This is a genomic window from Mesorhizobium sp. L48C026A00, assembly GCF_000502375.1.
Lineage (GTDB): Bacteria > Pseudomonadota > Alphaproteobacteria > Rhizobiales > Rhizobiaceae > Mesorhizobium > Mesorhizobium muleiense.
The window spans coordinates 324,205-347,079 of the sequence record NZ_AYWU01000003.1 but is presented as its reverse complement, the minus strand read 5'-3'; the positions used below and the strand labels follow the sequence as shown (position 1 = coordinate 347,079).

Below are 22,875 nucleotides of genomic sequence, written 5' to 3'. Positions count from 1 at the left end.
TGTCTGGCGCGACCTGCTCGCGCAGATGAGCCAAGGGCAACTTTTCGCTCTCTACGGTCGTTCAGTTGCGAGCGTTGCATGACGCGATCTGACCCCTTGCTGACCTTCTTGAGCCGGTGCTCTTGCCAGAAATCAGACATTGGCCGCGACCAGTGCTCATGATCCGTTCCTGACCTTTCCTACGAGGTAGGCCGGGGTCGGGCTGATAGACTCGTTCACGAAGCGTCGGTACACTGCCGGACTGCTTTCAAATGAGAGCAATCGCCGCACATGACCGACGAACGCATCCAGCGTCGACTCGCCGCCGTAATGGCGGCCGATGTCGTTGGCTACAGCCGCCTCATGGAAACGGATGAGGCCGGCACGCTGGCCGCGCTCAAGTATCGACGTAAGCAAGTGCTGCAGCCGTTGGTCGCCAGGCACCATGGCCGGGTCTTTAAGGTGACTGGCGACGGCGTGATGGTGGAGTTCGCCAGCGCCGTCAATGCTTTGCAATGCGCCATAGACGTGCAGCATGCGATGGCTGCGGCCAATGCCGCTCTGCCTGAGAAGCTCCGTATTGTGCTGCGCATTGGCGTCAATTTGGGTGATGTGATGGTCGAGGGCAGTGACCTTTATGGCGATGGCGTCAACATCGCTGCGCGACTGGAAACCACCGCCGAGCCAGGCGGCATCCTCATCTCTGGAACGATCTACGACCACGTCCGAAATAAGATCGAGGTTGGTTTCGAGGATCTCGGGGCCCAGACCGTGAAAAACATTGCCCTGCCAGTTCGCATCTACCGCGTTTCCGGCACGCCGCCTGTTGTGACTTCCACATCCAAGGCCATCACCGACAAGCCTTCGATTGCCGTTCTGCCATTCACGAACATGAGCAGCGATCCCGAGCAGGAGTACTTCGCTGACGGTCTGGCGGAAGACCTGATCACTGACTTGTCGAAAGTGCCTGGTCTGTTGGTGATCGCACGCAACTCCACATTCGCTTACAAGGGGAGGTCAGTCGATGTCCGCTCCGTCGCCAGGGAGCTGAGGGTGCGCTATGTGCTTGAAGGTAGTGTCCGCAGGGAGAAGGCGAGGGTGCGGATCAATGCCCAGCTAATCGACGCGACGGACAGCAGTCACCTCTGGGCTGATCGCTTCGATCGCGATTTGGCGGACGTTTTCCTGTTGCAGGACGAGGTCGTCAGCACGATTGTAAGTGCCCTGTCCGGCGTGTTGCCGGCCGCGGTGACCACCAGCACACGTAGGACAGCAAGTCTCGAAGCGTATGACCTCTTCGTCCGCGGCCGCATGCTGGTGGTTCAGTCGCCCGAAAGCAACAGGGCCGCTCCCGTGCTCTTGGAAAGGGCCATCGAACTTGATCCTGGCTTCGCCGATGCTCATGCTTGGCTTGCGATGAGCCACCATTTTGCCTGGGCGTATTGGCTGGATGCTCCAGAGCGCCATCATTCGCTGGCTCTGGCGGCAGCCCGGCGCGCCGTATCGCTTGATCCGGAAAATGCCGTGGCCCATGCAATCCTCGGCGACGTGCTGATCTACGATGGCAAGCCGGATGAAGGCGCGGCGGAGCTGGCCACTGCCCTTCGGGTCAACCCCAATCATGCTGATGCCTGGGCATTCCTGGGGCAACTGAAGGCATTCGAGGGAAAGGCTATCGAGGGCATCGGACATTTGCGCCACGCCATTCGCCTCAATCCGCACCCGCCGGGGTGGTACTATTGGCTTCTCGGGCTCGCCCAATACGCAGCGGGTCAATACGCCGATGCCGTCGAAACACTCCGGCATGAGGCAACGCACCGGCTCGGCTCGCAACGTATCTTGGCTGCAAGTCTGGCACGGCTGGGGCATATGGAAGAGGCCAGGGAAGAAGCAAGGCAATTCCTCGCCTCGAATCAGGATTTCTCGATACAGCACTGGGCCAGCACACAACCGTTCCTGCACGAGGCTGATCGACAGCATTTCATCGATGGCTATGAAGACGCCGGCCTGCCACAGTAGGGCCGGACGTGGCCGCAACCCCATCCGTGCAAATTTGGATATCTAGCCTTGCTGACCATTCGCACAGCCACACTTGCCGACGCAGACGCCATTTGGAGCATACTCGAGCCCATCTTGCGGGCAGGCGAAACCTACGCGTTGCCGCCTGACTGGAGCCGATCCGACGCGCTGTCATACTGGTTTTCCCCGGATCACGAGGTGTTCGTCGCAGAGACGGACGAACTGGTGATGGGAACTTATTATCTGCACGCGAACCAACGGGGCGGCGGTGCCCACGTCGCCAACTGCGGTTATATAACCGCGCCGGACTCGGTCGGCCGGGGTATTGCAACGGCGATGTGCCAGCACTCTCTGGGTCGCGCGGCTGCGCGAGGCTTCCGGGCCATGCAGTTCAACTGTGTTGTCAGTACCAACGAACGCGCGGTCAAGCTTTGGCGTCATCTTGGATTCGACGTGGTCGGAACCATTCCGCAAGGTTTCGAGCATCCGGTTCTGGGGTTCGTGGACACGCTGGTAATGCACCGATCGCTCTGACTGCCTTGCGCAGGCGCATAGCAGCCCTAACACGCTGGTCAGATCGCGTCATGCAACGCTCGCAACTGAATGACCGCAAAAGGGTCGAACTCGGTCGTTCAGAGTGATTTGGGTTTTGGGGATGAGAGCGGCCGGCCATGAGAACTTCCCGAAATGTGAACGAGGGTGTCGGTAGCGCGCGCCTGATAGGGGCCACAAGCCACCCCACCCCCGCCACCGACGAACCCGGGCGGGGCGGGTGCCGGGAGCTACCAGCGCGACCCGAGCGGTGTCCGCGTTGCGGGCTCAGCGGCCTCTTGTTGCAGTTCTGCGGCGATTGGTTCGAACGTCGACGATGATGATTTGGCGTCGACCTTTCGTGGCGTGGTGCGCTTACTTCTCCTTGATACCAGCATCCGCGAGACGGCAGTGGGCGTGTAAGGCTTTCCGGCACTCGACAGATATCCCGCCCCAGCCAGCGCCTTAGCGACGTCGGCCAGGGTGCGTTGGCGGCCATTGACTGGATACCGATGCAGCTTCTTTGCGAGCGCAATCAGCTCAAGTCCGCCATCGAGTTAGCGGGAACTCCCGAGAATCGACGGAGGACATCTGAGCCATCCCGGGGACGCATTCGCTCCGATAATTGTATCCCGTACCGCTCGTGTTTGCAGCGTCGCGCGCGGTTGGCAAAGCAAGGCGCGATCCGAGCCGAATTACTGCAACGTTGCCGCCTGGAGCCGTCTATGGATCAAAATTCTGATGTGCCGACCTTATGCCAAGCATTGGTTCACTGTGGCGTCCGCGAGGCGCTCGATCCGCGGCAACTGGTGGGATTCGCCAGGACATCCTCGAAGGCGCGCCGTCGCTGCGGACGTTCAAGCGAAGGGCGAGACTCCGAACAGCCAGCCGTGCAGCCAGAGCCCGAACAATGCGAAAGCAACCAAGCCGATGCCCACAGCAATCAGGTCGCTACGCGGTCGCACGACCGCGGGTGCCGGATCGCCGCGTGGAATGACGGCAATGAGATCGACAATCGCGTAAACCAGAAACGCTCCGAAGACTAGGAGCGAGGCAAGGTCGCCATTGGCCAGGAGGTGGCCGATGGCCCAAAGGATGATGCCCACCAGCATCGGGTGCTTCAGCCGATGCTTGATTGAACCCGTGGGCAAGTAAGCGGCTGCCAGAAAGACGAATGCGGCGAGCACCAACACCGACGCGACATGGCGGCCCCAAGAGGGCGGCTCGTAGATCTCAGGCGCATTGGGCCGATAAAGACTCCAGCCCCAGACGATCAGCACGAAGCCGATGATCGATAGGAGCGAATAAAGTCCCTTCCAGCGCCGCTCGTTTGTGGCGATTTGCGCATCACGAAAGCTGCCGGCGGCGATCCGAACAGAATGGATTCCGAAGAAGATCACGAGGCCGAAAACCAGTACTAGCATAACACCTCCGAGGTTCGGCGCGTCGGCGGGAAGGAAGGCTTGCTTACGCTCTCGCTCGAGTTGCCGGCTGCATATGCGCAAAACGGATTCTGCGAACGAGATGGTCAGAGTAATATATCAGGGACCCGCAATCTTGGAATGGGCGAAGCTGCCGATTGGCACGGCACAGCGGCATCGCCTGCGCGCAGGTTCTTCGCGTTCAGCACGGAACCGCCGCGGTGAATGCCTGTGGCGACGTTCCGTTCACATAAATTGCATGAGGGCAACGGGCGGGCGGCGCTGTAGCGTTCGATATGCCCGTTCTCGTCGTCACGGCATCCAAGGCTGAGCGGTATGCTGCTTCGACCTAATTGCCGCCCTCCGCACATGGTACATGAAGGTCCGGAAATGGTCGAACACGACCTTGAGTTTGACCAGCCTATAGATCCGTTTCTGGCGCTAGTTGCCCATTCCGGTGGCCAGTTCGAACGGTAAAACCTGACCCAATCCCGATCTTCCTGCGTTGGAATCTTTCCCAAAAGCCGACGTTGGGTGCGACCGGCGCTCATGACGCGATCCGCATCTTGCCACACGCGCCCGGCCTCGTTTTTGAATGCGTTGCCACGAGTGTGAGAATTCTCACAGACGAACCTACCCACTCCTCATATGCTTTGCGCACCGATCTTGTTCTGACCTGTTCGGTTGGGGAGGAAAATATCATGTACAGATACACGGTCCTTGCAGCGCTTTGCGTGACGACGGGCTATGCCTCTGCAGGTGAACTGGACACCCAACAAGGAGGGAGTATCGATCTCGGCGGTTTTCAAGGCGTCGTCTATTATACGAAAGCCGATAACAGCTTCCGGGTGGTCACCACGATCGCTGAAGGCGAGGCGGGCTTGCCTGTGCGCTTCGAGGCAACCCTCGATGAAGGCCAAAGCCTCACGATCTCGGTTCCAGGCAGGTTGGACGAGCGCAGCCAAACCGTCGAGATTTCGCGGGCCGGCGGCAAACTCTTCGTCGCAGGAGCCGAGCCCCCTCCCGAACTCGTTCGTGCCGGCCATTGAATCTGTCGCCTCCGAGGACGAACTCGATCTCCGCGAAGGAACAAGACAATGCTTTATACGCTCGTCATTCTGGCTTGCCTGACATCCGCTCCGGAGGCCTGCGAGTCGCGCGAGTTGATCGTCGGCGATTTGGCCATCCATCCCGGGGCCGCTTTTATACAGGCGCAACCACTTGTCGCCCAGTTGACCGAAACGCATCCCGCCTTTTTCGTACAACGTTGGCGACTGCTACCTGGTCGTGGGACATGAATGCTGCACTCGTCTGCAGTTCCGTGCCGGCACAGGGCACGACCGCACAGCCGATTCGGCGGTCGGGCGTAGGTCGGGATTGCCAACGCTCCGTGAATGTCGGCAAATGGCGCACGTGGTCGGTTGGTGCGTTCCGACTTCAGATTGCCTGATGAGGCTCGGCAAGGTCCGGCTGGGGTGGAAAGCGGCCTTCTGCTGCTCATTCACTTCAACATGGAGCGCAGCGTCAGATACATCCCATATACGCTGATGCCCATGATCATCAGAAATACAATGACAGAGACGCCCGTTTGGGACCTTGATGTGGATGGCCGATTCCGGGCCTGAAACGCTACCCAACACGTGAAAGCCGCAAGCAATGTGCACATGACAAACAGCGCGATAAAGATGCTCTTCGGATAAATGGGCCGCAACAGCAGGCCTGTTATGCCAATCGCAAGGTTTGCGACAATGAGCGTTTTATAACGCCCTGGCAGCCGATAATTGTTCATATCTATACCACCTGATGGGCACTTACACGCGCCACGGCTAGCACGCTTTGGTTGCATCAGAGTTAAGCGGCCGGATAAGTTCGGATGGCAGCTATGGGTCGACTCGAGCCGTTGCGCGAACGGCAGCTATGGAGAAGCGCCAGGAAGGTCGGCAATTGGCGCAACGTCGACCTACAGCGTGTTGCCCATGATGTCCGCTTTCGGGAAGCGGCAAAACTCATCTGTACGGCCGAGATGGGGCGCAAAGCTGCCGTCCACGTCGCGGCAGATGTCAGTCGTCTTTGGGTCAGAACTTGCCGTAGAAGTTCTCCGAACGAAGGGCAGACAAGGATTGAACTCGGTCGTTCAGAGTGATTGGATTCTGCCCTAGTCTGGAAAGACCCGGCCGGCGTCTTCAGCCGAATGTCGCCAGAGGCTCAGTGCGAACCTCAACCCACTTGCCGTCCTAGTTGGCCTGCTAGCCGGCCTGCCTGCGTTCCTCAGAGCGTTGCCAGCCGCGAATTTGTCATGGCCGTTCCATAGGCTTGACGCAGCGTCCGCTTCTCCTCCAGCGCAATGATGACGCTTGTGGCAAAATCCGTCTTGTACATGACGGCGAGCCGTGTCAGCCCGCCTGGCGTGAAGACGTTGATCTCCAGAAGTTTGTCTCCGACGATGTCGAGCCCAACCAGAAACATGCCGTCATTGATCAATTTGGGGCGCACCATCTCGGCAATGCCCAACATCGTGCCCGTTACCTTGACTTTGCGGGCTGTTCCAGCGGCATGGATATTGGACCGGACGTCGCCCTTGGCTGGAACGCGGCGAAAGGCTGCGTAATTGCCGTCGCGCACCAGCGGCAGACCGTTCATCAAGAAAAGACGCACGTCACCAGCCTTGGCCTCCGGAATGTAGACCTGCGCGATGAGATAGCCGTCACCGCTGGCCGCTTCGAAAATCTGGTTGAGGTTGGAATCGGTGGGCGTTGCAATATGGAAGACGTTCTTGCCACCCGATCCTTGGAGTGGCTTGACGATGCAGCCCTTCGAGTGTTTGTCGATAAATGCGCGGATCTCGGTAATGCTGCGCGATATCAGGGTAGCCGGCCTGACCGCCTCGGGAAAAGACTGAAGGTAGAGCTTGCTCTGCGCCTGTCCCAGGCCATCCGGATCGTTGACGACAATCGCGCCGCGAGCCGCCGCGAGCCGCCCGAACATAACGCCTGCGTTGGCGGCCCATGGCCGATCGGTGGCGTCCAACGACGGATCGTTGCGCAGAAACACGATGTCGATATCGCTTATCGCCAAAGTCTTTTTCTGCTTCGCTGCATCCTTCAGGGCAGCATGCAGTCTGTCGGATGTCTTGTAGGAAGCATCCGGCAGAACCGCTACGCTGACAGCCAGACCGTCATCCGGACGCAGTATGAAGTCGCCTGGTTCAACATAGACAACGGAATGGCCGCGCTGGACGGCGGCCAGCGCCAACGCTGTCGTCGTGTAGGCGGGCGTCTCGCTCTCAATGGAATTGACAAAGAACGCAATGCGCATCGAGGAGACTCCGCTCAAGTTTCAACCATATCGATCGGACCGATTCCCGCCATCGCTTTCTTGAGACGCGGACGCGCCGCGTCGGAAGAGAGGAACGCGGGCTCGAGGCGCGGCGCCCGCAGCAAGCCGCGCGCGTTGAGTTCCTGGATCGCTCCGAAATGCGCGGCGGAGATCTTGCCGATCCAGAACGGCGTGAGGCTGCCGCCGTCCTTCAGATGATCGAGGATCTGCACCATGCCCCGCAGATAGATGGCGTCCTTTGCAAGGCCCCCGCCTCGATAGACACGCAGAACGACGTTGAAGGCGCCGCGATCGTCGAGACCGAAATCCCTGTGGAGGATGCGGAAGGTCTCCTCGAATGTTGCTCCGTCGAGCATCGCCTGACAGGCAATAACCCTGGCCGCGATCAACCTCAACCGCGCTGCGGTCATGCCGCCGACCAGATATTCCGCCAGCACGGCCAGTCCCTCCTGCATGCCCTCATAGCCGGCGAGCCCGTTGCGGAAAATGGCGAGCCCCTGCGCATCGCCGTTGAAATAGGTCAGCAGATGGACACCGATCTCGTGACTGAGCAGCGCAGTCAGACGCTCCGGTGGAAGGTTGGTATCGCGTGAAACCAGCAGCCGGTTTCGAGAGACGAGGAGGCCGGCCGGCAGGTCGCCGCGGATCTCCACGGAGGCATCGAATTCGGGATAGGCTGCCCGGTAGCCGGCGATCATGTCTCGCGCGGCCGCGGCGACAGCGTCGGCGCCCAGGCCCTTCTGCCGGGTGGCCGACGCAACGTTAGGCGCCTTTTCGAGAATGGCGCGTGCTCGCGCCGCCAGGCTCGGCTCGACGCTACCATAGAGAGCTCGTCCGAGTTCGACGAAGCGGGGCGTTTCGCGCGCCGCGAGCATCGACAGCTGGAGATCGAGTTCCTGCTGCTTTTGCGAGAGCAGCGTGGTCAGCAGCGGATCTTCCAGATGATCGAGCGAGACCGAATAGAGCTTCCGTTTCTGGCCGGCGACCTCGAACTCGAGCGGCCTGTAGAGCAGCACGGGCACACGCTCGAAGGCGCCTGCCTGGAATTCCAGCCAGGCTGGTTCGGCATTGATCGGTGTGACGGCAAGCAGAAAATCGAATGTCGACGCGACGTTGTCGATCGCCCGATCAGCGCGCACCACTGCGTCGATATAGGCGCGCCGCCCCAGCGAACGATGGGTTGCCGGCTGTTCCAGCCTTGATGCCTTCAGGAAGGCGCTGACGGCCTGAAGCGCGGAATCGACCATGTTGGCGACGACAAGGTCGTGGAGTTCGGGGTAGACGCGCTTGGTGCCAGGCACCCGGTAAATCGGTGCGAAGCGTACCGTCAAGCACGCCGCATCACCGAGATCATCCAGAAGCCGTGCTTCGGCGCGTGTCGTGGGGTTGAGTTCGTCGACGCGGGGCGTGCGGTATTTTGCTTCGCGTGCGGACGCAGCGGTGGCGAAGCGCTTCAGTGCCGCCTTCTCCGCCGCCGTGTCGCCGCAGGCCAGCGCAATCTCGAAGGGCGGCAGGAACGGAACATCCTCGGTCAGGAACCGGTCTTCGGCCAACTCGCCGATGTCCAGCATGAGGAAGGCGCCGCAGTGATCGCGCAGCCTTCGCACTACCAGCCGCGCGGCCTCGCGGGCGAGGCCGATGTCGGCCGCGATCAGATAGGACGCGTTGGCGGAGACGGCATGGAATGCCGCATCCTGATGCGACCCAACATGGACACACAGAAAGGGCAGCGGCCGATCCATGTGCAAACGGTTGCCATTGCCGAAATCGCGGCGGATTGGCTTGCCGTCCCGCAAAAGCGCGTCCAGGTCCGATTCGATTTGCGCCAATGGAGGCGCGGGCTCAACGAGCTTGGGCTTCATCGCATGGCCCGCAGCGCCGACTCCAGGACGGGCACCGTAGACGCCAGCATGGCGCGCAGCCGCTCGATTGTTCCCCAGTCGGGTTCGCCACTCCATTCGTCCATGAAAATCTTCTTGAACTCGACGGCGATGGCACACCCGGTTTCCGGAAAATTGGCATGGACGAAACGGGTCTGTTCGCCCTTGCCCTGGAAGGACACATTCTCGCGCACATCGATCGGCTCGCCGTTGAGACGCTGGCCGCGAAGCGTCTCGATGAAAGCGTCGACGACCGGTGCCCAGCGCTCGCGGTCCATGGAAGACGTACCGATGTTGATGTCGGGCGCGACGTCACGGGACGTAGGCATAGCCTCCCGTCCGTCGCGCCGGTGATTATAACTATGGACGTCGATGAGAACGAACCTGCCATGGCGCTTCTCGATACCGGCAAGGACCCGGTTCAGCTCACTGTAGAAGGCGTCGTGAAAGGAGAGAGACTCCGTAACGGTGTCCTCGTCCGGCTGCTCTCGCCAGACTTTCAGGCCCCAGGACTGGTCCGGCGACCGGTAGACCGCAGCGTCTCGCGCACGGTTCAGATCCACTTGGAAGCGTGACCGATGAACGATGATCTGGGTAGGAAAATCGGCGATGAAACGCTCGGTGAACGGGTCCTCTTCTCTACGCCGGTCGGGATCGGAGAGACACATGAGCGATCGACAAGTCCTGCCAACGTCGGTGCCGCTGTGGATAGCTGTACCGACTATAGGCGACTCTCCGAGCTTGATCGTCCAGCCTGCCGGTGATCCACCCGGATCATTGTTGCCCGGATCGTTGTTGCCCGGATCATTGTTGGAAGTCATCGTGTTCACAGTCCATCGAATGCGTGGAGAGTGTGGACGGTTCCAGTTCATCGAACAAGCGATCGTTGGCTCGCCCTGGATCAGCAGGCTGAACCGTCCAAAAACGTCAGCCGAAGGTGGCCGACGGCTTCAGCCGAACGTCGCCAGAGGCTCAGTGCGGACCTCGACCCACTCGCAGCGCCGGCTGTCGTGATAGAAGGACAGGAAGGGCGGCGGGAACGATGGGTCGGCGAAAGCCCCCACCGGAATGGCGATCAGACCGGGCTGGACATCGATCCGGTAATGGACAGTGGTGCCGCAATCCGGGCAGAAACTGTAGATGACACGGCCGCCTTCGTCGCCAACGCGTGAACTCCGCCGCTCGTCCCTGGATCGACACATCTTTCTCCGCAAACCGCGCATGAAGCTGAACGCGCTGCCGGTGCGCCGCTTGCAAGCCAGGCAATGGCAGACAGAGACGCGTACAGGCTCGCCCGAACAGGTGGCTGACAGCTGACCGCAGGAACATTGGGCGCGGCGCGTGACCATGGCTGGCCCCTTTCAGCGAACATCAATGGGTTTCGGCATGGGTCCTGAGCTCAGCCCTCTTCTCGTCGGAGACGACGGCAAGGTCGAGCACCTTCTGCAATTCGGCCGCGTGGCGGAACGACGGCTCGGCCTGGACGCGGTTGCGCACCGCATCGACAAAACGCTGGTAGTTGGTCGGCACCGTTCCGGCATCGAGAATCTGCCATTTTGCGTTCTCGATGTCCTCGCCCATGCACGCTTTCAGTTCCGAGTCGGTCAGATTGTGCACGACCTCGATACCACCCTTGTCGCCATAGATGCGCAGCCGCAATTCGTTGAGGTGGCCGGTTGCCCAGCGGCTGGCATGGACGACGCCAAAAGCGCCGTTGCTGAAATCCAGCGCCATGGTGAAACTGTCATTGGCGTCAAGCTCGTACTCGCCGATCCGGTTGCCGGGCGCCTTGTCGAAGGACCTGAGGCGGCAGAACACATGGTCGATGTCGAGCGCCGCGCCATAGCTGGCGAAATCGAGTATGTGGATGCCGACATCGCCCAGCACGCCATTGGAGCCGTGGCCGCGTGACAGCCGCCACAGCCATTTCGGATCGGTGCGCCAGTCGCCCCAGAATTTGGAAACCAGCCAACTCTGCAGATAGGACGCTTCGACGTGCCTGACCGTGCCGATCTCGCCGGCAAGCACCATCGCGCGTGCCCGCTGCAGCGGGGCGACATTGCGATAGGTCAGGTTGACCATGTTGATGATTCCGGCTTGCTCGGCGGCATCGGCCATTTCACTGGCCCGCTGGTAATTTTCGGCCAGCGGTTTTTCGCACAGCACCGGCTTGCCCGCCGCGATCAGCATCATGGTGGTCGGATGGTGGATGCGGTCTGGCGTCACGTTCGCCACCGCGTCGAACTTGTCCCATGCGAGCGCGTCTTCCAGCGACGCGAACCTGTTGGGGATTGCGTAGCTGTCCGAAAACTTTTCGACACGCGCGCGGTCGAGATCGACGGCGCCGACCAGTTCGACGCCTTCGATCCTGCTGAACTGCCTGGCATGCTCTTCCGCCATCCAGCCGGTGCCGAGTATCAGGAGACGCATGATTCTTATCCTTAGGATGAGGCCTTATCTTCTTGTTCGATCATGGTTTTTCAGAACCGAAGGTTCGCGACAGCGGTCTAGCGAAAACCGGCTTCGCCCGCGGCATGGAGCTTTCCGCCGCGCTCGACGATCGGCTCGAGCGCCTTTTCCACCGGCACGTTCGGCGCATCGAGGATGGCTGGATGCGCGCCCTGCGGGTTGTGCGCCCATTTCACCGCATTGCGCAGCACCTTTTGGACATTCGCGTCGTGATAGGTCGGATAGGTCTCGTGGCCGGGCCTGAAATAGAAGATGTTGCCGGCGCCGCGGCGCCAGGTCAGCCCCGACCGGAACACTTCGCCGCCCTGGAACCAGGAGATGAACACCGTTTCCAGCGGTTCCGGCACGGCGAACTGCTCGCCATACATCTCCTCGTTCTCGAGCTCGAAATACTCGCTGATCCCGGCAGCGATCGGGTGGTTGGGGCTCGTCACCCAGAGCCGCTCGCGCTCGCCGGCCTCGCGCCATTTCAGCGTGCAGGGCGTGCCCATCAGCGTCTTGAAGATCTTCGAGAAATGGCCGGAATGAAGCACGATCAATCCCATGCCTTGCCAGACGCGGCGCGCCACGCGCTCGACGACTTCGTCGGCGACGGCGCCATGGTCCTTGTGTCCCCACCACACGAGGACATCGGTTTGCGCCAAACGGTCGGCCGGCAGGCCATGCTCCGGTTGCTCAAGCGTCGCCCACGATACGGAAATTTCGGGGTCGAGCTTCAGCGCGTCGGCGATCGTTGCATGCATGCCCTCGGGGTAGATCCCCGCCACCACCTCATTGGTCCGCTCATGGATATTCTCGCCCCAAACGACAGCGCGTATCGTCATGACATTCCTCTTGATCGGTTGAAGCCGCCGCCCCGGTCAGGTCAGTCATAGTATCCTCGGCCGGGATTGAAAACGGTTTCGAGGCTGGCTGCTGACAATTGGCTGGAAGTCGGCGGGACAGCGCCCCTCTCTGTCCGGCAGGACAGAGAGGGCGCGAAGGAGCGCCACATCAGCGGCTTGCTTAGCCGCGCACGACGAGGCGTTTGATCTTGCCCTTCTTGAACGCGGCGAGGAAGCTGGCGTAGTCCTTGAAGACGACGCAGCCGCTCGATTCCCCGCGGCGGCCGCGCAGCAGGTAGGTATGCGCAAGAAAGCCGTCGCGGCCATATTTGTTCTTGCCGTCGATAGGAGTGAGACGCAGCGCCTCCACCCCATGGAAGCGCGATTCACGCAGCCTCAGATCGTAGGTGTGGGGCGGCGTCGGGCCGGCATTCTTCCGGTTGGCGTAGCGCGCCTGGTCGGCCATCGAGCCCAGTCCCGAATGCGCCTCGAGCCGCGAGCCGTCCGGCATATAGACGGTTTTCGCCGAAATGTCGTAGACGGCGACGCCGCTGCCGGGCTTGGTGAACAGGTTGCCGAAGACCCCGCCGCCGCCCGCCGGGCTGTCGGGTTTGGCATAGGCCAGCATGTCTGCGGCCTTCGACCGCTTGGCCGGCTTGCCCTGGCTGCTTTGCATGCCCCGGCTGCCCTGCATGCCCGGGCTGCCCTGCATGTCCTCTTGCATGCTTGGTTTCGCCGCCGGTGACGAACTCCTCGGCGACAAGGCTGGCGCCCGGGGCATCTGCGGCGCGGCGGCGGTCTCCACCCTGTTGGCTTTGGATGGCTGAGACTGGGCTTTGGCGGCCTTCGATGCCTGGACCTTGGGCGCATTGGCCTTGGGTGCCCTAACCTCGGGTGCCTTGACCTCGGGCGCCTCGTCTGACTGATCGATTTCCGCCTGCGGACGCCAAGTCGGCAAGGGAACGCTGCCGGGCATTGCGTCCTGCGGCGGCAGCGACGCCATCTGCACCTCGCCCTCTTGCGTGGCAGCAGAATCGGCCGTCGTCGCCTGCGGCAGCACGTCGATCATCGCTTCCGGCAATGCATTCGCAAGCGCCAGCGCCAGCGCCAGCCGGGAGGATCGGTCGATTTCCGCAATCTCGGGCCCGAAGCGCACCGACGCGGGACCATGCTGATCGGCCAGGCGCACCGGCTCCGCAAAGCGCTGGCCCGTCGGCAGACTGACGACCGCAAACGGCGCGGCCCCGCCGGAGGCGCGGGCAAAGGCAGCAGCAATCTTTTGCGGCGATAGCGCCGCATTCGCCACCACCCTGTCGAAGCGCGATTGCGGTGAGATTTCGGCGACAAGCTGCACAGCATCCGGCCGCGCTAACGGCTTGAGACGCGCTACCTTGCCTTCATGCTCGAAGCTCGCGGCGGCCTGCGCGCAGCCGGCATTGCATCGGCCGAGCAGCGACGCCTGACGCTGCCGGCTTACCAGTGACGGCGCCCACGAACTGGCCCGTGGATTGACAAGTGTGTGTCGGGGATCGGCGAGCGCCATGGAGCGCGGCGCGAGCAGGTTTTGCGGAAGACTGTTGGAGGCGGCGGTGAGCGAAGTTCCCACCGAATGGAGGCCGGCCACGGTCGCAGCCGACCACAGCGCGATCGCAGCGCCAACAACGGGAATCGCGACCCAGCGCAGTCCGGGCCTCATCGAGGGCAATCCACTATCAGGATTGTCACCCCGGTTATTCAAACGCATCAACGCCATACAACCAAACCTCAATCGGCCTTGCGGCATGCGGGCTCGCAGCCGTCACAATCACAGTCGCCTGGTGCCCCCCGGCACGCTTCACGTCTGTTGCCGATTGAATCAAAAGATGGACAAACTTGGTTAACCAATCCCTCTACCGATCGCCGATTAGGCGAAGGTCTATGTCAAAAAAGGCTCCCTCCAAAACTATGAAAATAGCGGAAATGCCCTCCATGCCAGGCTTTGCTGCCCGTTTTTGCAGGCCGAGTCAACAAAGCGAAAGGATTAGACCTTGCCTGGGCGGCGTCAGCTAAAGGCTGACACCTGCCAGCGCATGATCCGAAACGAGGCCCGCGTCCTCCGTTGGAGGCGCAGGCCTTGTCATACCTGCGCAGACTATGCGGCACGCTGCGCTTCCATCGGCCGCAAATTCTGGTTCATGCGGAACAGGTTCAGCGGATCATATCGCTGCTTGATTTCCAGCAGCCGCCGATAGTTGCCGCCATAGGCTGCTTCGACCCTGTCGACCTCGTCCCCGGGCATGAAGTTCACATAGGCCGTGCCCGCGGCATAGGGCTTGGCTGCTTCATAGAGACCCCGCGCCCAGTCGATGCAGGCCTGGTCCATTTCCGGTTCGCGCCAGCGGGCGTGGACATTCATGACGTAGTGCGCGCTGCGTTGCGGAAACGCCGTTGCATCCGCTGTCACCCGGCCCGCGGCACCGCCGACATGGCCAATGAATATCTCGCATTCGGGGCCGGGGAGCCTGGGTATCGCCGCCGTGACGACCTCCACCGCGCTGTCGGAAAGCTCGGTGAAGTCATGGCTCTTCCAATAGTTGCGGGCGCCAGGCGTCAGCAACGGATCGAATGCCTGCTGCCAGCCGGTGAACGGGTTGGGACCGACCACGTCTGCAATCGGTGTGCCGATGGCGCGAAGCCTCTGTGTCGCCTTCTCACCCTCCTGAAGGTCGCCGCAATAGCACATGGCCAGGACCAGCACCTCCTTGCCATGCCATTCGGCCGGCAGGAACGGCAGCGGCGGCGCCTGCCGCATGACCGCCCAGCAGGTCAGCTCATTGGGCGCTGCTTCGAGCGCCGCTCGGTATTCCCGCAACACGTTTTCGGCATCGGCGAAGGGATGAACGACAAGCCCCGACAGCACCTGCGGACCGACTTGGTGGAGCTTGAACTCGAAAGCCGTGACGATGCCGAAATTGCCGCCGCCACCGCGCAGCGCCCAGAACAGATCCGGATTCTCGGTCTGGCTGGCGCGCAGCAGTTTGCCCTCGGCGGTAACCACGTCAGCGCAGAGAAGATTGTCGATAGTCAGGCCGAACTTCCGCGTGATCCAGCCGAAGCCGCCGCCCAGCGTCAGGCCCGAAATGCCGGTGGTCGAGTTGATGCCGGTCGGCACCGCCAGTCTGAAGGCCTGTGTCTCCGCGTCGACATCGGCGAGCGTCGCGCCAGGTTCCACCCATGCCCGCCGCGTCGCCGGATCGACCCGCACCGACTTCATCTGCGACAGATCGATCATCAGCCCGCCGTCGCAGACGGCGCTGCCGGCGATGTTGTGGCCGCCGCCGCGAACCGCGACGAGCAGCCTGTTTTCCCTGGCAAAATTGACGGCGGCGATAACGTCGGCGGCACCGGCGCAGCGCACGATCAGCCCGGGCCGCCGGTCGATCATGGCGTTCCAGATGCTGCGTGCCTCGTCATAGGCGGCGTCGCCTTCCCTCAGCACGGTGCCGCGCAATTGTGCCGAAAGCGCCTCCAGGGCCGCGGCATCGACCGTCGTCTTGCCGCGATCAAGCGTGGTGAGGCTCATGCTATCCATGGCTTTCCTCCCGATTGTTTTTGAGCCGTTTTCCCTCCACCCGTTTCCAAGTCTGCCTTTATATTAGAAGTCGCGCAAGTTCATGATCGCTCTGGCCGGCATTTCGCAACCCGCATAACGGTCAGCTCTCATTGAGCTAAAAGCCGCCGGCAGGCTAAGCCGAAATGAGTGCTGGATCGCTCTAGACGATCTCGTCGGTTCGATCGGAGGAACTAAGCAGCGGTCCGCGGAGTTAGGCGTACAGCAACCAGTGCAGAGGAGAACTCTGATGGCACCGCGCAGAAAACCCGACGATCCATCCGAAGGCCCGACCATCGAACAGCAGGATTGGGACGCGATCAAAGGCAGTAAAATTCTACCAGACAGCGTGCCGGGAAACGGCGACATCCGTTACGATCTCGACAAAGAGGCTGAACTGCCCGAGGAAGACGACGACAATCCGTACCAGGACAGCGACGAGGCGCTGCCGGACGACGAAGAGGAACGCGCCCTCTCGCGCAACCCCTCGAGGCAGGATATCGACGAGCCGTGAACGGCAGCAGTTCAATACCGTGGCAGCCGCACGGTTTCGGCCAAATCCGTGAAAGTTCCTCCAGCGACAGAAAGGCCCGGCGGGGAGGAAGCGCCGGGCCTTTGTCCGAATGCCGTGCGATCGGCTGTCACAGTCGCTAGAGTAGAACGACTGCGCTTCCAACCGTTGCCGGTGGTTGTTGTTCCATCGAAACCGAAAACATGGCGCGGTTCGCCAGCATTGCTGCTTGGATCGCCTTCGGCCCGACCTTCGATCACGATTTCTGTCTGACGGAACAACTCCAAAAAACGCTCGTTGGATAATCATCGCAACCAGCGATGCAGCTCTAATGGAGACCGACCATGATGAAAAAAATTCTTTCCGCAACCGCACTCAGCATTGCCCTTGCCACTTCGGCGATGGCGCAGTCAAACGGCACTGGATCCGGCACCAACGATCCGGGAGCGGCCACCGGGACAGGCACTGGCACCATGGCTCCCGGCACCGATAATGCGACTCCTGCCGATCCAAACGTAACCGGTTCAACCACCGACGGCGCCGACGGCATGAGTGATCGGTGCAAGGACGTAGTGGAGGCCGATAAGAACACTGCCAGTGGCACTGCAACTTCGGATAGAGAGGATTGCCCCGAGTAACGGAGCCAAGGCCCCCTGAGGCCGCGGTGGCGCGCCGCGCCACCTGTCAGACAAAGCCGGGAACCGGCTTTGTCTTTCCGCTCAGTTGCGCACCCCACGTCAGCGCCTGCGGTAAATTCCGAATAATTGCCGCCATCAAGGAGGCGCTGCTTGGATTAACGGCAATCGCGGCAACTGCAGCGGCGGCGTAGAGCCGTGTTGAAAACAGACTTTTCCAGGCCGCCTCGTAGCGTCTGCCGGTTATCTCGCGCCCTGCACTGCCGCTTGGCGCGCATGAGAGTTCGCAGGCCAGCAGCCAGCCGGACTGAAGCGCCATCGAGATGCCCTCGGCGATGACAGGGTGAGACTCTCCGGCCGCATTGCCGACGCGAAAGATGTCGCGTTCGTAGCAGGAGCGAATTCCCGGCCGGATCGGACCTGCGGCAAGCCAAGGCCCGTCGGCGTCAGCAGACTCTAGCGCATCCCTTACTCCCCGGCATGATTCCATCAGATGACGGGAGACCGCCTCGGCGGCCGACAAATGGCTCTGGTGTCTGGGGTGTTTGCGCAACCGTGCGAGCATATCGCGCCGAATGCAGCACGAGATCGACAGCCGGCCATGATCCGCCGAAACCATGCCGCCATAACCGCCAGGAAACACCAGCAGAGGCATCAAATCAGGCGCCAGGGACGACCCGGTGAAATGCGCCTTGAAGCCGAACAGGTCCGAAGGGCGGTTGGTCTTTCCGAGCTGGCTGGGCAGCGGTCCTGGCTCCCAGGAGCCGTGTGCGGCGACAATCACCGGCGCGCGCAACATCGTCGTTTCGTTTCCGGCTTGAATTCCCACCAATTGCGCCTCGCCATCTGGGTCGATGGCGACGGCGCGGCAAGGCTGAAAGATTTCGACGCCCGCCGATCGCGCCGCCTGCAAAAGTAGACAGTCGAAAATATCCCGGCCAAGCGCCCGGCCGAAACCATCTTTTTTCTCGCGGGGCCTATCTTTTGCAGGAGGCCCATCTTTTGCGGGAGGCCAGTCTTTTGCAGGAGGCCCGTCTTTTGCAGGAGGCATTGCCGCCTCGGCGCAGGTCTCGCCGGAAAACAAGCCGACGCGGCGGATTTCGGGGCCGGCGTTGGCACGCCACGCTTCGCCGATCTCCAGCTGGTCCAGAAGCGCAAGATTGCTTGCCGATATATATTCGCCGCAGACCTTGCGGCGCGGGAACACGCTCTTTTCCACAATAGCCACGGCCCATCCGCGCCGGGCAAGCGTCAGCGCGACGGACGTGCCCGCCGGGCCGGCGCCTATGATGATCGCGTCATGGGTCGACAATCGCGTCATAGGACATGACCGGCGCTGGCGCCGACGAAAATGTGGGAAAAAAGGCCGGCGCGCCGCTCCTCGACCGGTTTGCCGTTTGCCGCGAGCCAGAGACCGGAAAGCTCGCTGCCGCGAAAGCCGGCACGCACACTTTGAGCCGCGTCGTTTCGTGTGACGTCATTGGCGCCGATCGCCGGGAGAAGGCGGGTCGCGGCCAATGCGAATTTGGCCCGCAACGGCTCTGTCGCCAACAGCAGCGGAGCCTTCGGCTCCATCAGCGAAAACAGACGCACGAGCTCGGCATCGTCGAAATGATGCAGAAACAGATTGACGGTGATCGCGTCGAATCGCGTGCCCGCATTCTTTCTCGCCCAGTCGAAGACATCGGCGGCGACGCCTTCGACTGTCCATCCCAGCCCGGCGAAATCACCACGCAATTGCGCGGTGATGAGGTCGACGCGGTCGAGCATTACCAGTTCGACCCCAGGCCAATGCCCGGCCATGCGCCGCGCCAACGCCAGCATGAAGGAGCCATCGCCAGCGCCGATCTCCAGAATCCGGCGCGGCGGCCCTGGCACAAATTTCTGCAGCAGCGACGCCATGATCCTGGCCTGAAACATCAGCGCGTTGATGCGACGGAGGTCGCGCCGCGCCGCAAGCGCTCGCGGATCGTCGCCCGCAAGCCCGTCGAGGATTTCCGGCGCAAGCTGGCGGTGCTCCAGGCTGCTCATGACGCCGTTCGGAAAAGCATGGTTTCGGCCGCCAGCCCGGGTCCGAACGACATGCCGCAGCCGAGCATTCCTGGTGGCGCCTTCAACATCTCTTTCATCACGAACATGACGGTCGCCGACGACATGTTTCCATATCGGCGCAACACCTCGCGCGAAGGCTCCAGCGCGGTGGGCGCGAGTTCCAGGGCCCGTTCGACGGCGTCGAGCACCGAACGTCCCCCCGGGTGCACGGCCCAGAGATCGATCGCCTCGGTCGGCCGACCGCCGAGGATGGCGTCGTGATTGCTCCGCAACGCTTCGTGGATTGCTGCCGGGACCTGGCCGGAAAGAACCATTTCGAAGCCGTGGTCACTAATGCTCCAGCTCATCAGATCCCGCCGCTCGTCCGCCACGATGCCGTAGAAGCTTTCGAGCTCGATGCCGTGCGGCTCGGCAGTGACGAGCGCAGCCGCACAGCCATCGCCCCAGAGGCAGAACGACAGCAGCTTTTCCAGTTCGCTGGTTTCCCGCAGATGCATCGTGCAGAGTTCGATATTGACCAGCAGGACCCTGGCCTGCGGGTCGGAGCGGACGATGTGGCGGGCAAGCTTGAGGCCGTTGATCGCCGCGTAGCAGCCCATGAAACCGATCATCGTGCGTTCGACCGTGTCCGGCAGGCTGCATCGCGCAACCAGCTCCAGGTCGATGCCTGGCGCTGAAAAACCGGTGCAGGTGGTAACGATGAGATGGGTGATGCGGGAAGCGCCGCCACCAAGCTCCAATCCGTCGACGCCATTTTGCGCGAGAACAGGTGCGGCATGACAGAACATTGCCATTCTCTCGGCCGTTCCAGGAAAGGCGCCCCGGATGAACTTCCCGGCCAGATCTGCTGATGGTCCTTCGGGGTCGCCGGCAGGTGCAAAGCAGGAATAGCGGTGCTCGATGCCGGAAACGTCAACCATGCGTTCGAAAATTCTTCGGCGATCGGCCGCAAGCATGGAGGCGGCGAAACGCAGATAGAATTGATGAACCTCGTGCTCCGGCACCGCTGTCGCGATCCGGTTAATATACGCTTTGGCCGGCATATTCGCTCTCCTCGGCGTCGCGCTCGGCATTTTTTTGGACCACCGCCGGAGGTTGTTTGGTCATCGGCACCAGGTGTCGGGCAGCAGACATTGAGTGTTGCTGATGAACGTTTCTGAGAACTGATTTCATCCCACCTTTGCTGTGGCCAGGCGATGCTGCGGTTCGCCAGCATTAGGAACATAGGCACCATTACCGAGGAGTCCACAGAAGTGCCCGCGCTTCGGGCCGAGGCGCCATCGCTTCCGGCCCTCGGTAGGCGCGGTATTTTTCTGAGCGATGGAACATTAGCGCATACTAACGATTGTAGGGTGACAGCGAATATCTCCCGGATGTTGGCTGCTGGACCGGGATCCCGGTCGGCCCGCGCTCCTCCAGAGGCGCGGGCCTCCGGTCCAAAGAGTAATTGGCGGCTTAGGCTCAGTTTGGAACGAGAACGCCGTGGGGGCGTTCGCCATAATTATCGCGAGCCGCCACAGGCTCGCGGCAAAGATAAAGGAGAGCTGTCATGAACAATATCATCTGGCTGGTCGGGGCCGTCGTTATCGTAATTGCGATACTCAGCTTCCTTGGCCTTCGTTAGGTTCGCCTTCAGCGACGCCTACGCCGAGCAAGTCGTAATTTGGGTCGTCTCTGGAAGCCTCAGGTTTGCAGGCGTATTGGCGCTAGCGAAACGACCCCGCTCTTTCACCGGCGAAGTTCCTTGCCTGATCCATACTCTCCCAGACGCAGCGCTCACGGCGATGAGCGCTGGCAGCCCGCTTGGCAAGCGGCCGGCTTCAGGTGCTGCCGGACGAGATCGCGACTGGCCGGGTGCGGGCGCCGATTGACGTTGCTGTGCCTTTTCTTCATTCTCCTTTTGCTGCCTGCTCCGAGATTCAGCAATGAAGCGCAGTCTCGCTTTCGGTGTGATTGTGATCGCCGTCGTCGGCGTGCTGGGCGGCGCCGCACTTTTGATTGCCGGCCAGTCCAGGGTTTCACAAGACGCGATCCAGTCGTCGGTTACCCGCACCGCTGAATTGATCGACAGCGCCTGGAAGCTGCCCGTGGCTGCCACGTTCAATGCCGACGTCACATGGCAATCAAACGGATCAAGGTGTGGCCCGGCAAGTGTCGCCAACACATTCCGCTCCATCGGCGAGGAGGAGACAACCGAAGCCGAAGTCCTCGCTGGAACCGGAAAGTGCTGGTCCGGCTTTTGCATCATCGGGCTCACGCTGGACGAGCTTGCCGAGGTCGCTCGAACGAACACCAAGCGGAAAGTCTCCGTGCTTCGGGATCTGAGCGCCGATGCATTTCGCGAGCACATGAAGCGCGCCAACGATCCCGGCCGCCGTTACATCGTCAACTTTACCCGTGAGAAGATTTTCGGCGCCGGCGCTGGCCATTTTTCCCCGGTCGGAGGATATCTGGAGGCCGAGGACATGGTTTTCGTCCTCGATGTAAACGAGGACTACAAGCCCTGGCTGGTCGAGCGAGAGCGCCTGTTCTCAGCCATGGACACAATCGATAGCGATGGCGACAAGAAACGCGGCTTGCTGCTGATCGAGTAGCATTGTCGCAAGCAGTGTCGATTGCCTCGCCTTCAATCGACCAGCACGGCGACCACGGCGGTGCAGTCGCCCGCCTTGACCAGTCCGGGGAAATGGCGGGCAGCCAATAGACCCGACATTCTTGCCCTGATTTCTTGAGGTGCGGCACCGGTGCGGCCAACTGAGTGGATGCGCGCTAGAACCTGGCCCCCTTCGACAGGCTCGCCGAGATCGATCATCGTTTCGATCATCCCGTCGTCTTCGGCGAACGAGAAGCAGTCGCCAGACGGCATGTCCAGCCAGCGGGTCGGCTGCATCTCGACCGCACCGGCGACGATGCCGGCATGGCGCAGCACATTGAGCACGCCGCGACGCGCGATCCGCACCGTTTCCGCGCGGGAGGTGCCACCGCCGCCAAGCTCCGTGGTGATGAACAGCTTCCCCATCTCTTCGGCGGCAGTGTCGAACATGCCGACCGCATCGATCTCCAGCATCTTCATCGACCACGGCGCCGAGAACGCTTCGACCGCCGCGAACCCCTTCGCCTCCAGCACTTTGTCGGGCCGGATATGGGCGGCGCAGAACGGCACGAAGTCGAGCGTCTTGCCGCCGGAATGGAAGTCGAGCGCGATGTCTGCGCGGGGGAGCAACTCTCGTTGAAAATAGTCCGCGATCTTCTCGGTCACCGTGCCGTCGGGCCGGCCGGGAAAGCTGCGGTTCAGATTGCCCTTGTCGATCGGCGAGGTGCGGGTGCCGGCACGGAACGCCGGATAGTTCATTGCCGGCACGATGATGACCGTGCCGATGACTTGCTTGGGATCGAGCGTGCGGGCGAGATCGTAGAGCGCCAGCGGCCCCTCATATTCGTCGCCATGATTGCCGCCGGTGAGCAATGCGCTTGGCCCGCTGCCGTTGCGGATCACGCAGATCGGGATCATCACCGATCCCCAGGCCGAATCGTCACGGCTGTAAGGCAGCCGCAAGAAGCCGTGCTGCACGCCGTCGCGGTCGAAATCGACGGTGGGCGTGATCGGCGATGGACGAAGGCTGGACATC

Annotated in this window: 20 protein-coding genes; 7 read left to right on the top strand and 13 right to left on the bottom strand. The window is 61.6% G+C overall.

What is annotated here, in order from left to right:
* Positions 1–270 precede the first annotated feature (270 nt).
* Positions 271–1,998: an adenylate/guanylate cyclase domain-containing protein gene (locus X738_RS51145; protein ID WP_023797877.1), complete on the top strand. Its 1,728-nt coding sequence runs from the start codon at positions 271–273 to the stop codon at positions 1,996–1,998.
* A gap of 51 nt (positions 1,999–2,049) precedes the next feature.
* Entirely contained in the window at positions 2,050–2,532 is a 483-nt protein-coding gene (locus tag X738_RS51140; RefSeq protein ID WP_031254455.1) for a GNAT family N-acetyltransferase, read from the top strand.
* Positions 2,533–3,386: 854 nt separating this feature from the next.
* Here X738_RS51140 and X738_RS51135 read toward each other — a convergent pair.
* The gene (locus tag X738_RS51135; protein WP_023797875.1) at positions 3,387–3,953 is read right to left on the bottom strand and encodes an NnrU family protein; all 567 of its coding nucleotides are present in this window, start codon (positions 3,951–3,953) and stop codon (positions 3,387–3,389) included.
* 698 nt (positions 3,954–4,651) lie between these two features.
* On the opposite strand from X738_RS51135, the gene X738_RS51130 reads away from it, so the two are divergent.
* Positions 4,652–4,999, top strand: a complete 348-nt coding sequence (locus X738_RS51130) for a hypothetical protein (RefSeq protein ID WP_023797874.1) — start codon at positions 4,652–4,654, stop codon at positions 4,997–4,999.
* 48 nt (positions 5,000–5,047) lie between these two features.
* Positions 5,048–5,248 carry a hypothetical protein gene (locus X738_RS84595; RefSeq protein WP_023797873.1) on the top strand — a complete coding sequence of 67 codons (201 nt, stop codon included), beginning with the start codon at positions 5,048–5,050 and terminating at the stop codon, positions 5,246–5,248.
* Positions 5,249–6,218: 970 nt separating this feature from the next.
* Here X738_RS84595 and X738_RS51120 read toward each other — a convergent pair.
* The 8 genes from X738_RS51120 to X738_RS51090 form a co-directional block, all read right to left on the bottom strand.
* Positions 6,219–7,265 (bottom strand): glutathione synthetase, encoded by a 1,047-nt coding sequence (locus X738_RS51120; protein ID WP_023797871.1) that lies wholly within the window; start codon positions 7,263–7,265, stop codon positions 6,219–6,221.
* Positions 7,266–7,279: 14 nt separating this feature from the next.
* Positions 7,280–9,148 carry a flavohemoglobin expression-modulating QEGLA motif protein gene (locus tag X738_RS51115; RefSeq protein ID WP_023797870.1) on the bottom strand — a complete coding sequence of 623 codons (1,869 nt, stop codon included), beginning with the start codon at positions 9,146–9,148 and terminating at the stop codon, positions 7,280–7,282.
* Complete coding sequence (locus X738_RS51110; protein WP_023797869.1) at positions 9,145–9,987, bottom strand: N-formylglutamate amidohydrolase; 843 nt, start codon at positions 9,985–9,987, stop codon at positions 9,145–9,147. The genes X738_RS51115 and X738_RS51110 overlap by 4 nt, the downstream gene beginning before the upstream one ends.
* Positions 9,988–10,116: 129 nt before the next feature.
* Positions 10,117–10,515, bottom strand: a complete 399-nt coding sequence (locus X738_RS0140875) for a GFA family protein (protein WP_031254453.1) — start codon at positions 10,513–10,515, stop codon at positions 10,117–10,119.
* Between the two features lie 22 nt (positions 10,516–10,537).
* A complete protein-coding gene (locus X738_RS51105) occupies positions 10,538–11,596 on the bottom strand; it encodes a Gfo/Idh/MocA family protein (RefSeq protein ID WP_023797866.1) in 1,059 nt (352 codons plus the stop codon).
* Positions 11,597–11,673: 77 nt separating this feature from the next.
* Positions 11,674–12,459, bottom strand: coding sequence for a ThuA domain-containing protein (locus X738_RS51100; RefSeq protein ID WP_023797865.1), 786 nt, complete (start codon positions 12,457–12,459; stop codon positions 11,674–11,676).
* Positions 12,460–12,640: 181 nt separating this feature from the next.
* A complete protein-coding gene (locus tag X738_RS51095) occupies positions 12,641–14,155 on the bottom strand; it encodes a DUF2778 domain-containing protein (protein ID WP_023797864.1) in 1,515 nt (504 codons plus the stop codon).
* Between the two features lie 435 nt (positions 14,156–14,590).
* On the bottom strand, positions 14,591–16,030 hold the full coding sequence (locus X738_RS51090) for an FAD-binding oxidoreductase (RefSeq protein WP_023797863.1): 1,440 nt from the start codon (positions 16,028–16,030) through the stop codon (positions 14,591–14,593).
* 268 nt (positions 16,031–16,298) lie between these two features.
* Between X738_RS51090 and X738_RS51085 the strand changes: the two genes are divergently transcribed.
* Both X738_RS51085 and X738_RS82285 read left to right on the top strand, forming a co-directional pair.
* Positions 16,299–16,562, top strand: coding sequence for a hypothetical protein (locus X738_RS51085; protein ID WP_023797862.1), 264 nt, complete (start codon positions 16,299–16,301; stop codon positions 16,560–16,562).
* Positions 16,563–16,903: 341 nt separating this feature from the next.
* Entirely contained in the window at positions 16,904–17,197 is a 294-nt protein-coding gene (locus tag X738_RS82285) for a hypothetical protein (protein ID WP_023797860.1), read from the top strand.
* A gap of 46 nt (positions 17,198–17,243) precedes the next feature.
* On the opposite strand, the gene X738_RS51080 is transcribed toward X738_RS82285, so the two are convergent.
* The 3 genes from X738_RS51080 to X738_RS51070 are packed head-to-tail and all read right to left on the bottom strand — an operon-like array spanning position 17,244 to position 20,289.
* A complete protein-coding gene (locus X738_RS51080) occupies positions 17,244–18,515 on the bottom strand; it encodes an NAD(P)/FAD-dependent oxidoreductase (RefSeq protein WP_023797859.1) in 1,272 nt (423 codons plus the stop codon).
* Positions 18,512–19,225 (bottom strand): methyltransferase domain-containing protein, encoded by a 714-nt coding sequence (locus X738_RS51075; RefSeq protein WP_023797858.1) that lies wholly within the window; start codon positions 19,223–19,225, stop codon positions 18,512–18,514. The genes X738_RS51080 and X738_RS51075 overlap by 4 nt, the downstream gene beginning before the upstream one ends.
* Positions 19,222–20,289 (bottom strand): type III polyketide synthase, encoded by a 1,068-nt coding sequence (locus tag X738_RS51070; RefSeq protein WP_023797857.1) that lies wholly within the window; start codon positions 20,287–20,289, stop codon positions 19,222–19,224. The genes X738_RS51075 and X738_RS51070 overlap by 4 nt, the downstream gene beginning before the upstream one ends.
* A gap of 882 nt (positions 20,290–21,171) precedes the next feature.
* On the opposite strand from X738_RS51070, the gene X738_RS51065 reads away from it, so the two are divergent.
* Positions 21,172–21,840, top strand: coding sequence for a phytochelatin synthase family protein (locus tag X738_RS51065; RefSeq protein WP_023797856.1), 669 nt, complete (start codon positions 21,172–21,174; stop codon positions 21,838–21,840).
* Between the two features lie 32 nt (positions 21,841–21,872).
* On the opposite strand, the gene doeB is transcribed toward X738_RS51065, so the two are convergent.
* A complete protein-coding gene (gene doeB, locus X738_RS51060; RefSeq protein WP_023797855.1) occupies positions 21,873–22,874 on the bottom strand; it encodes a N(2)-acetyl-L-2,4-diaminobutanoate deacetylase DoeB in 1,002 nt (333 codons plus the stop codon).
* Position 22,875: the final 1 nt, after the last annotated feature.

Coding starts and splice junctions, on each gene's coding strand:
- X738_RS51145 (WP_023797877.1), top strand. CDS start 271: ATGACCGACGAACGCATCCAGCGTCGACTCGCCGCCGTAATGGCGGCC.
- X738_RS51135 (WP_023797875.1), bottom strand. CDS start 3,953: ATGCTAGTACTGGTTTTCGGCCTCGTGATCTTCTTCGGAATCCATTCT.
- X738_RS51130 (WP_023797874.1), top strand. CDS start 4,652: ATGTACAGATACACGGTCCTTGCAGCGCTTTGCGTGACGACGGGCTAT.
- X738_RS84595 (WP_023797873.1), top strand. CDS start 5,048: ATGCTTTATACGCTCGTCATTCTGGCTTGCCTGACATCCGCTCCGGAG.
- X738_RS51120 (WP_023797871.1), bottom strand. CDS start 7,265: ATGCGCATTGCGTTCTTTGTCAATTCCATTGAGAGCGAGACGCCCGCC.
- X738_RS51115 (WP_023797870.1), bottom strand. CDS start 9,148: ATGAAGCCCAAGCTCGTTGAGCCCGCGCCTCCATTGGCGCAAATCGAA.
- X738_RS51110 (WP_023797869.1), bottom strand. CDS start 9,987: ATGACTTCCAACAATGATCCGGGCAACAACGATCCGGGCAACAATGAT.
- X738_RS0140875 (WP_031254453.1), bottom strand. CDS start 10,515: ATGGTCACGCGCCGCGCCCAATGTTCCTGCGGTCAGCTGTCAGCCACC.
- X738_RS51105 (WP_023797866.1), bottom strand. CDS start 11,596: ATGCGTCTCCTGATACTCGGCACCGGCTGGATGGCGGAAGAGCATGCC.
- X738_RS51100 (WP_023797865.1), bottom strand. CDS start 12,459: ATGACGATACGCGCTGTCGTTTGGGGCGAGAATATCCATGAGCGGACC.
- X738_RS51095 (WP_023797864.1), bottom strand. CDS start 14,155: ATGAGGCCCGGACTGCGCTGGGTCGCGATTCCCGTTGTTGGCGCTGCG.
- X738_RS51090 (WP_023797863.1), bottom strand. CDS start 16,030: ATGGATAGCATGAGCCTCACCACGCTTGATCGCGGCAAGACGACGGTC.
- X738_RS51085 (WP_023797862.1), top strand. CDS start 16,299: ATGGCACCGCGCAGAAAACCCGACGATCCATCCGAAGGCCCGACCATC.
- X738_RS82285 (WP_023797860.1), top strand. CDS start 16,904: ATGATGAAAAAAATTCTTTCCGCAACCGCACTCAGCATTGCCCTTGCC.
- X738_RS51080 (WP_023797859.1), bottom strand. CDS start 18,515: ATGACGCGATTGTCGACCCATGACGCGATCATCATAGGCGCCGGCCCG.
- X738_RS51075 (WP_023797858.1), bottom strand. CDS start 19,225: ATGAGCAGCCTGGAGCACCGCCAGCTTGCGCCGGAAATCCTCGACGGG.
- X738_RS51070 (WP_023797857.1), bottom strand. CDS start 20,289: ATGCCGGCCAAAGCGTATATTAACCGGATCGCGACAGCGGTGCCGGAG.
- X738_RS51065 (WP_023797856.1), top strand. CDS start 21,172: ATGAAGCGCAGTCTCGCTTTCGGTGTGATTGTGATCGCCGTCGTCGGC.
- doeB (WP_023797855.1), bottom strand. CDS start 22,874: ATGTCCAGCCTTCGTCCATCGCCGATCACGCCCACCGTCGATTTCGAC.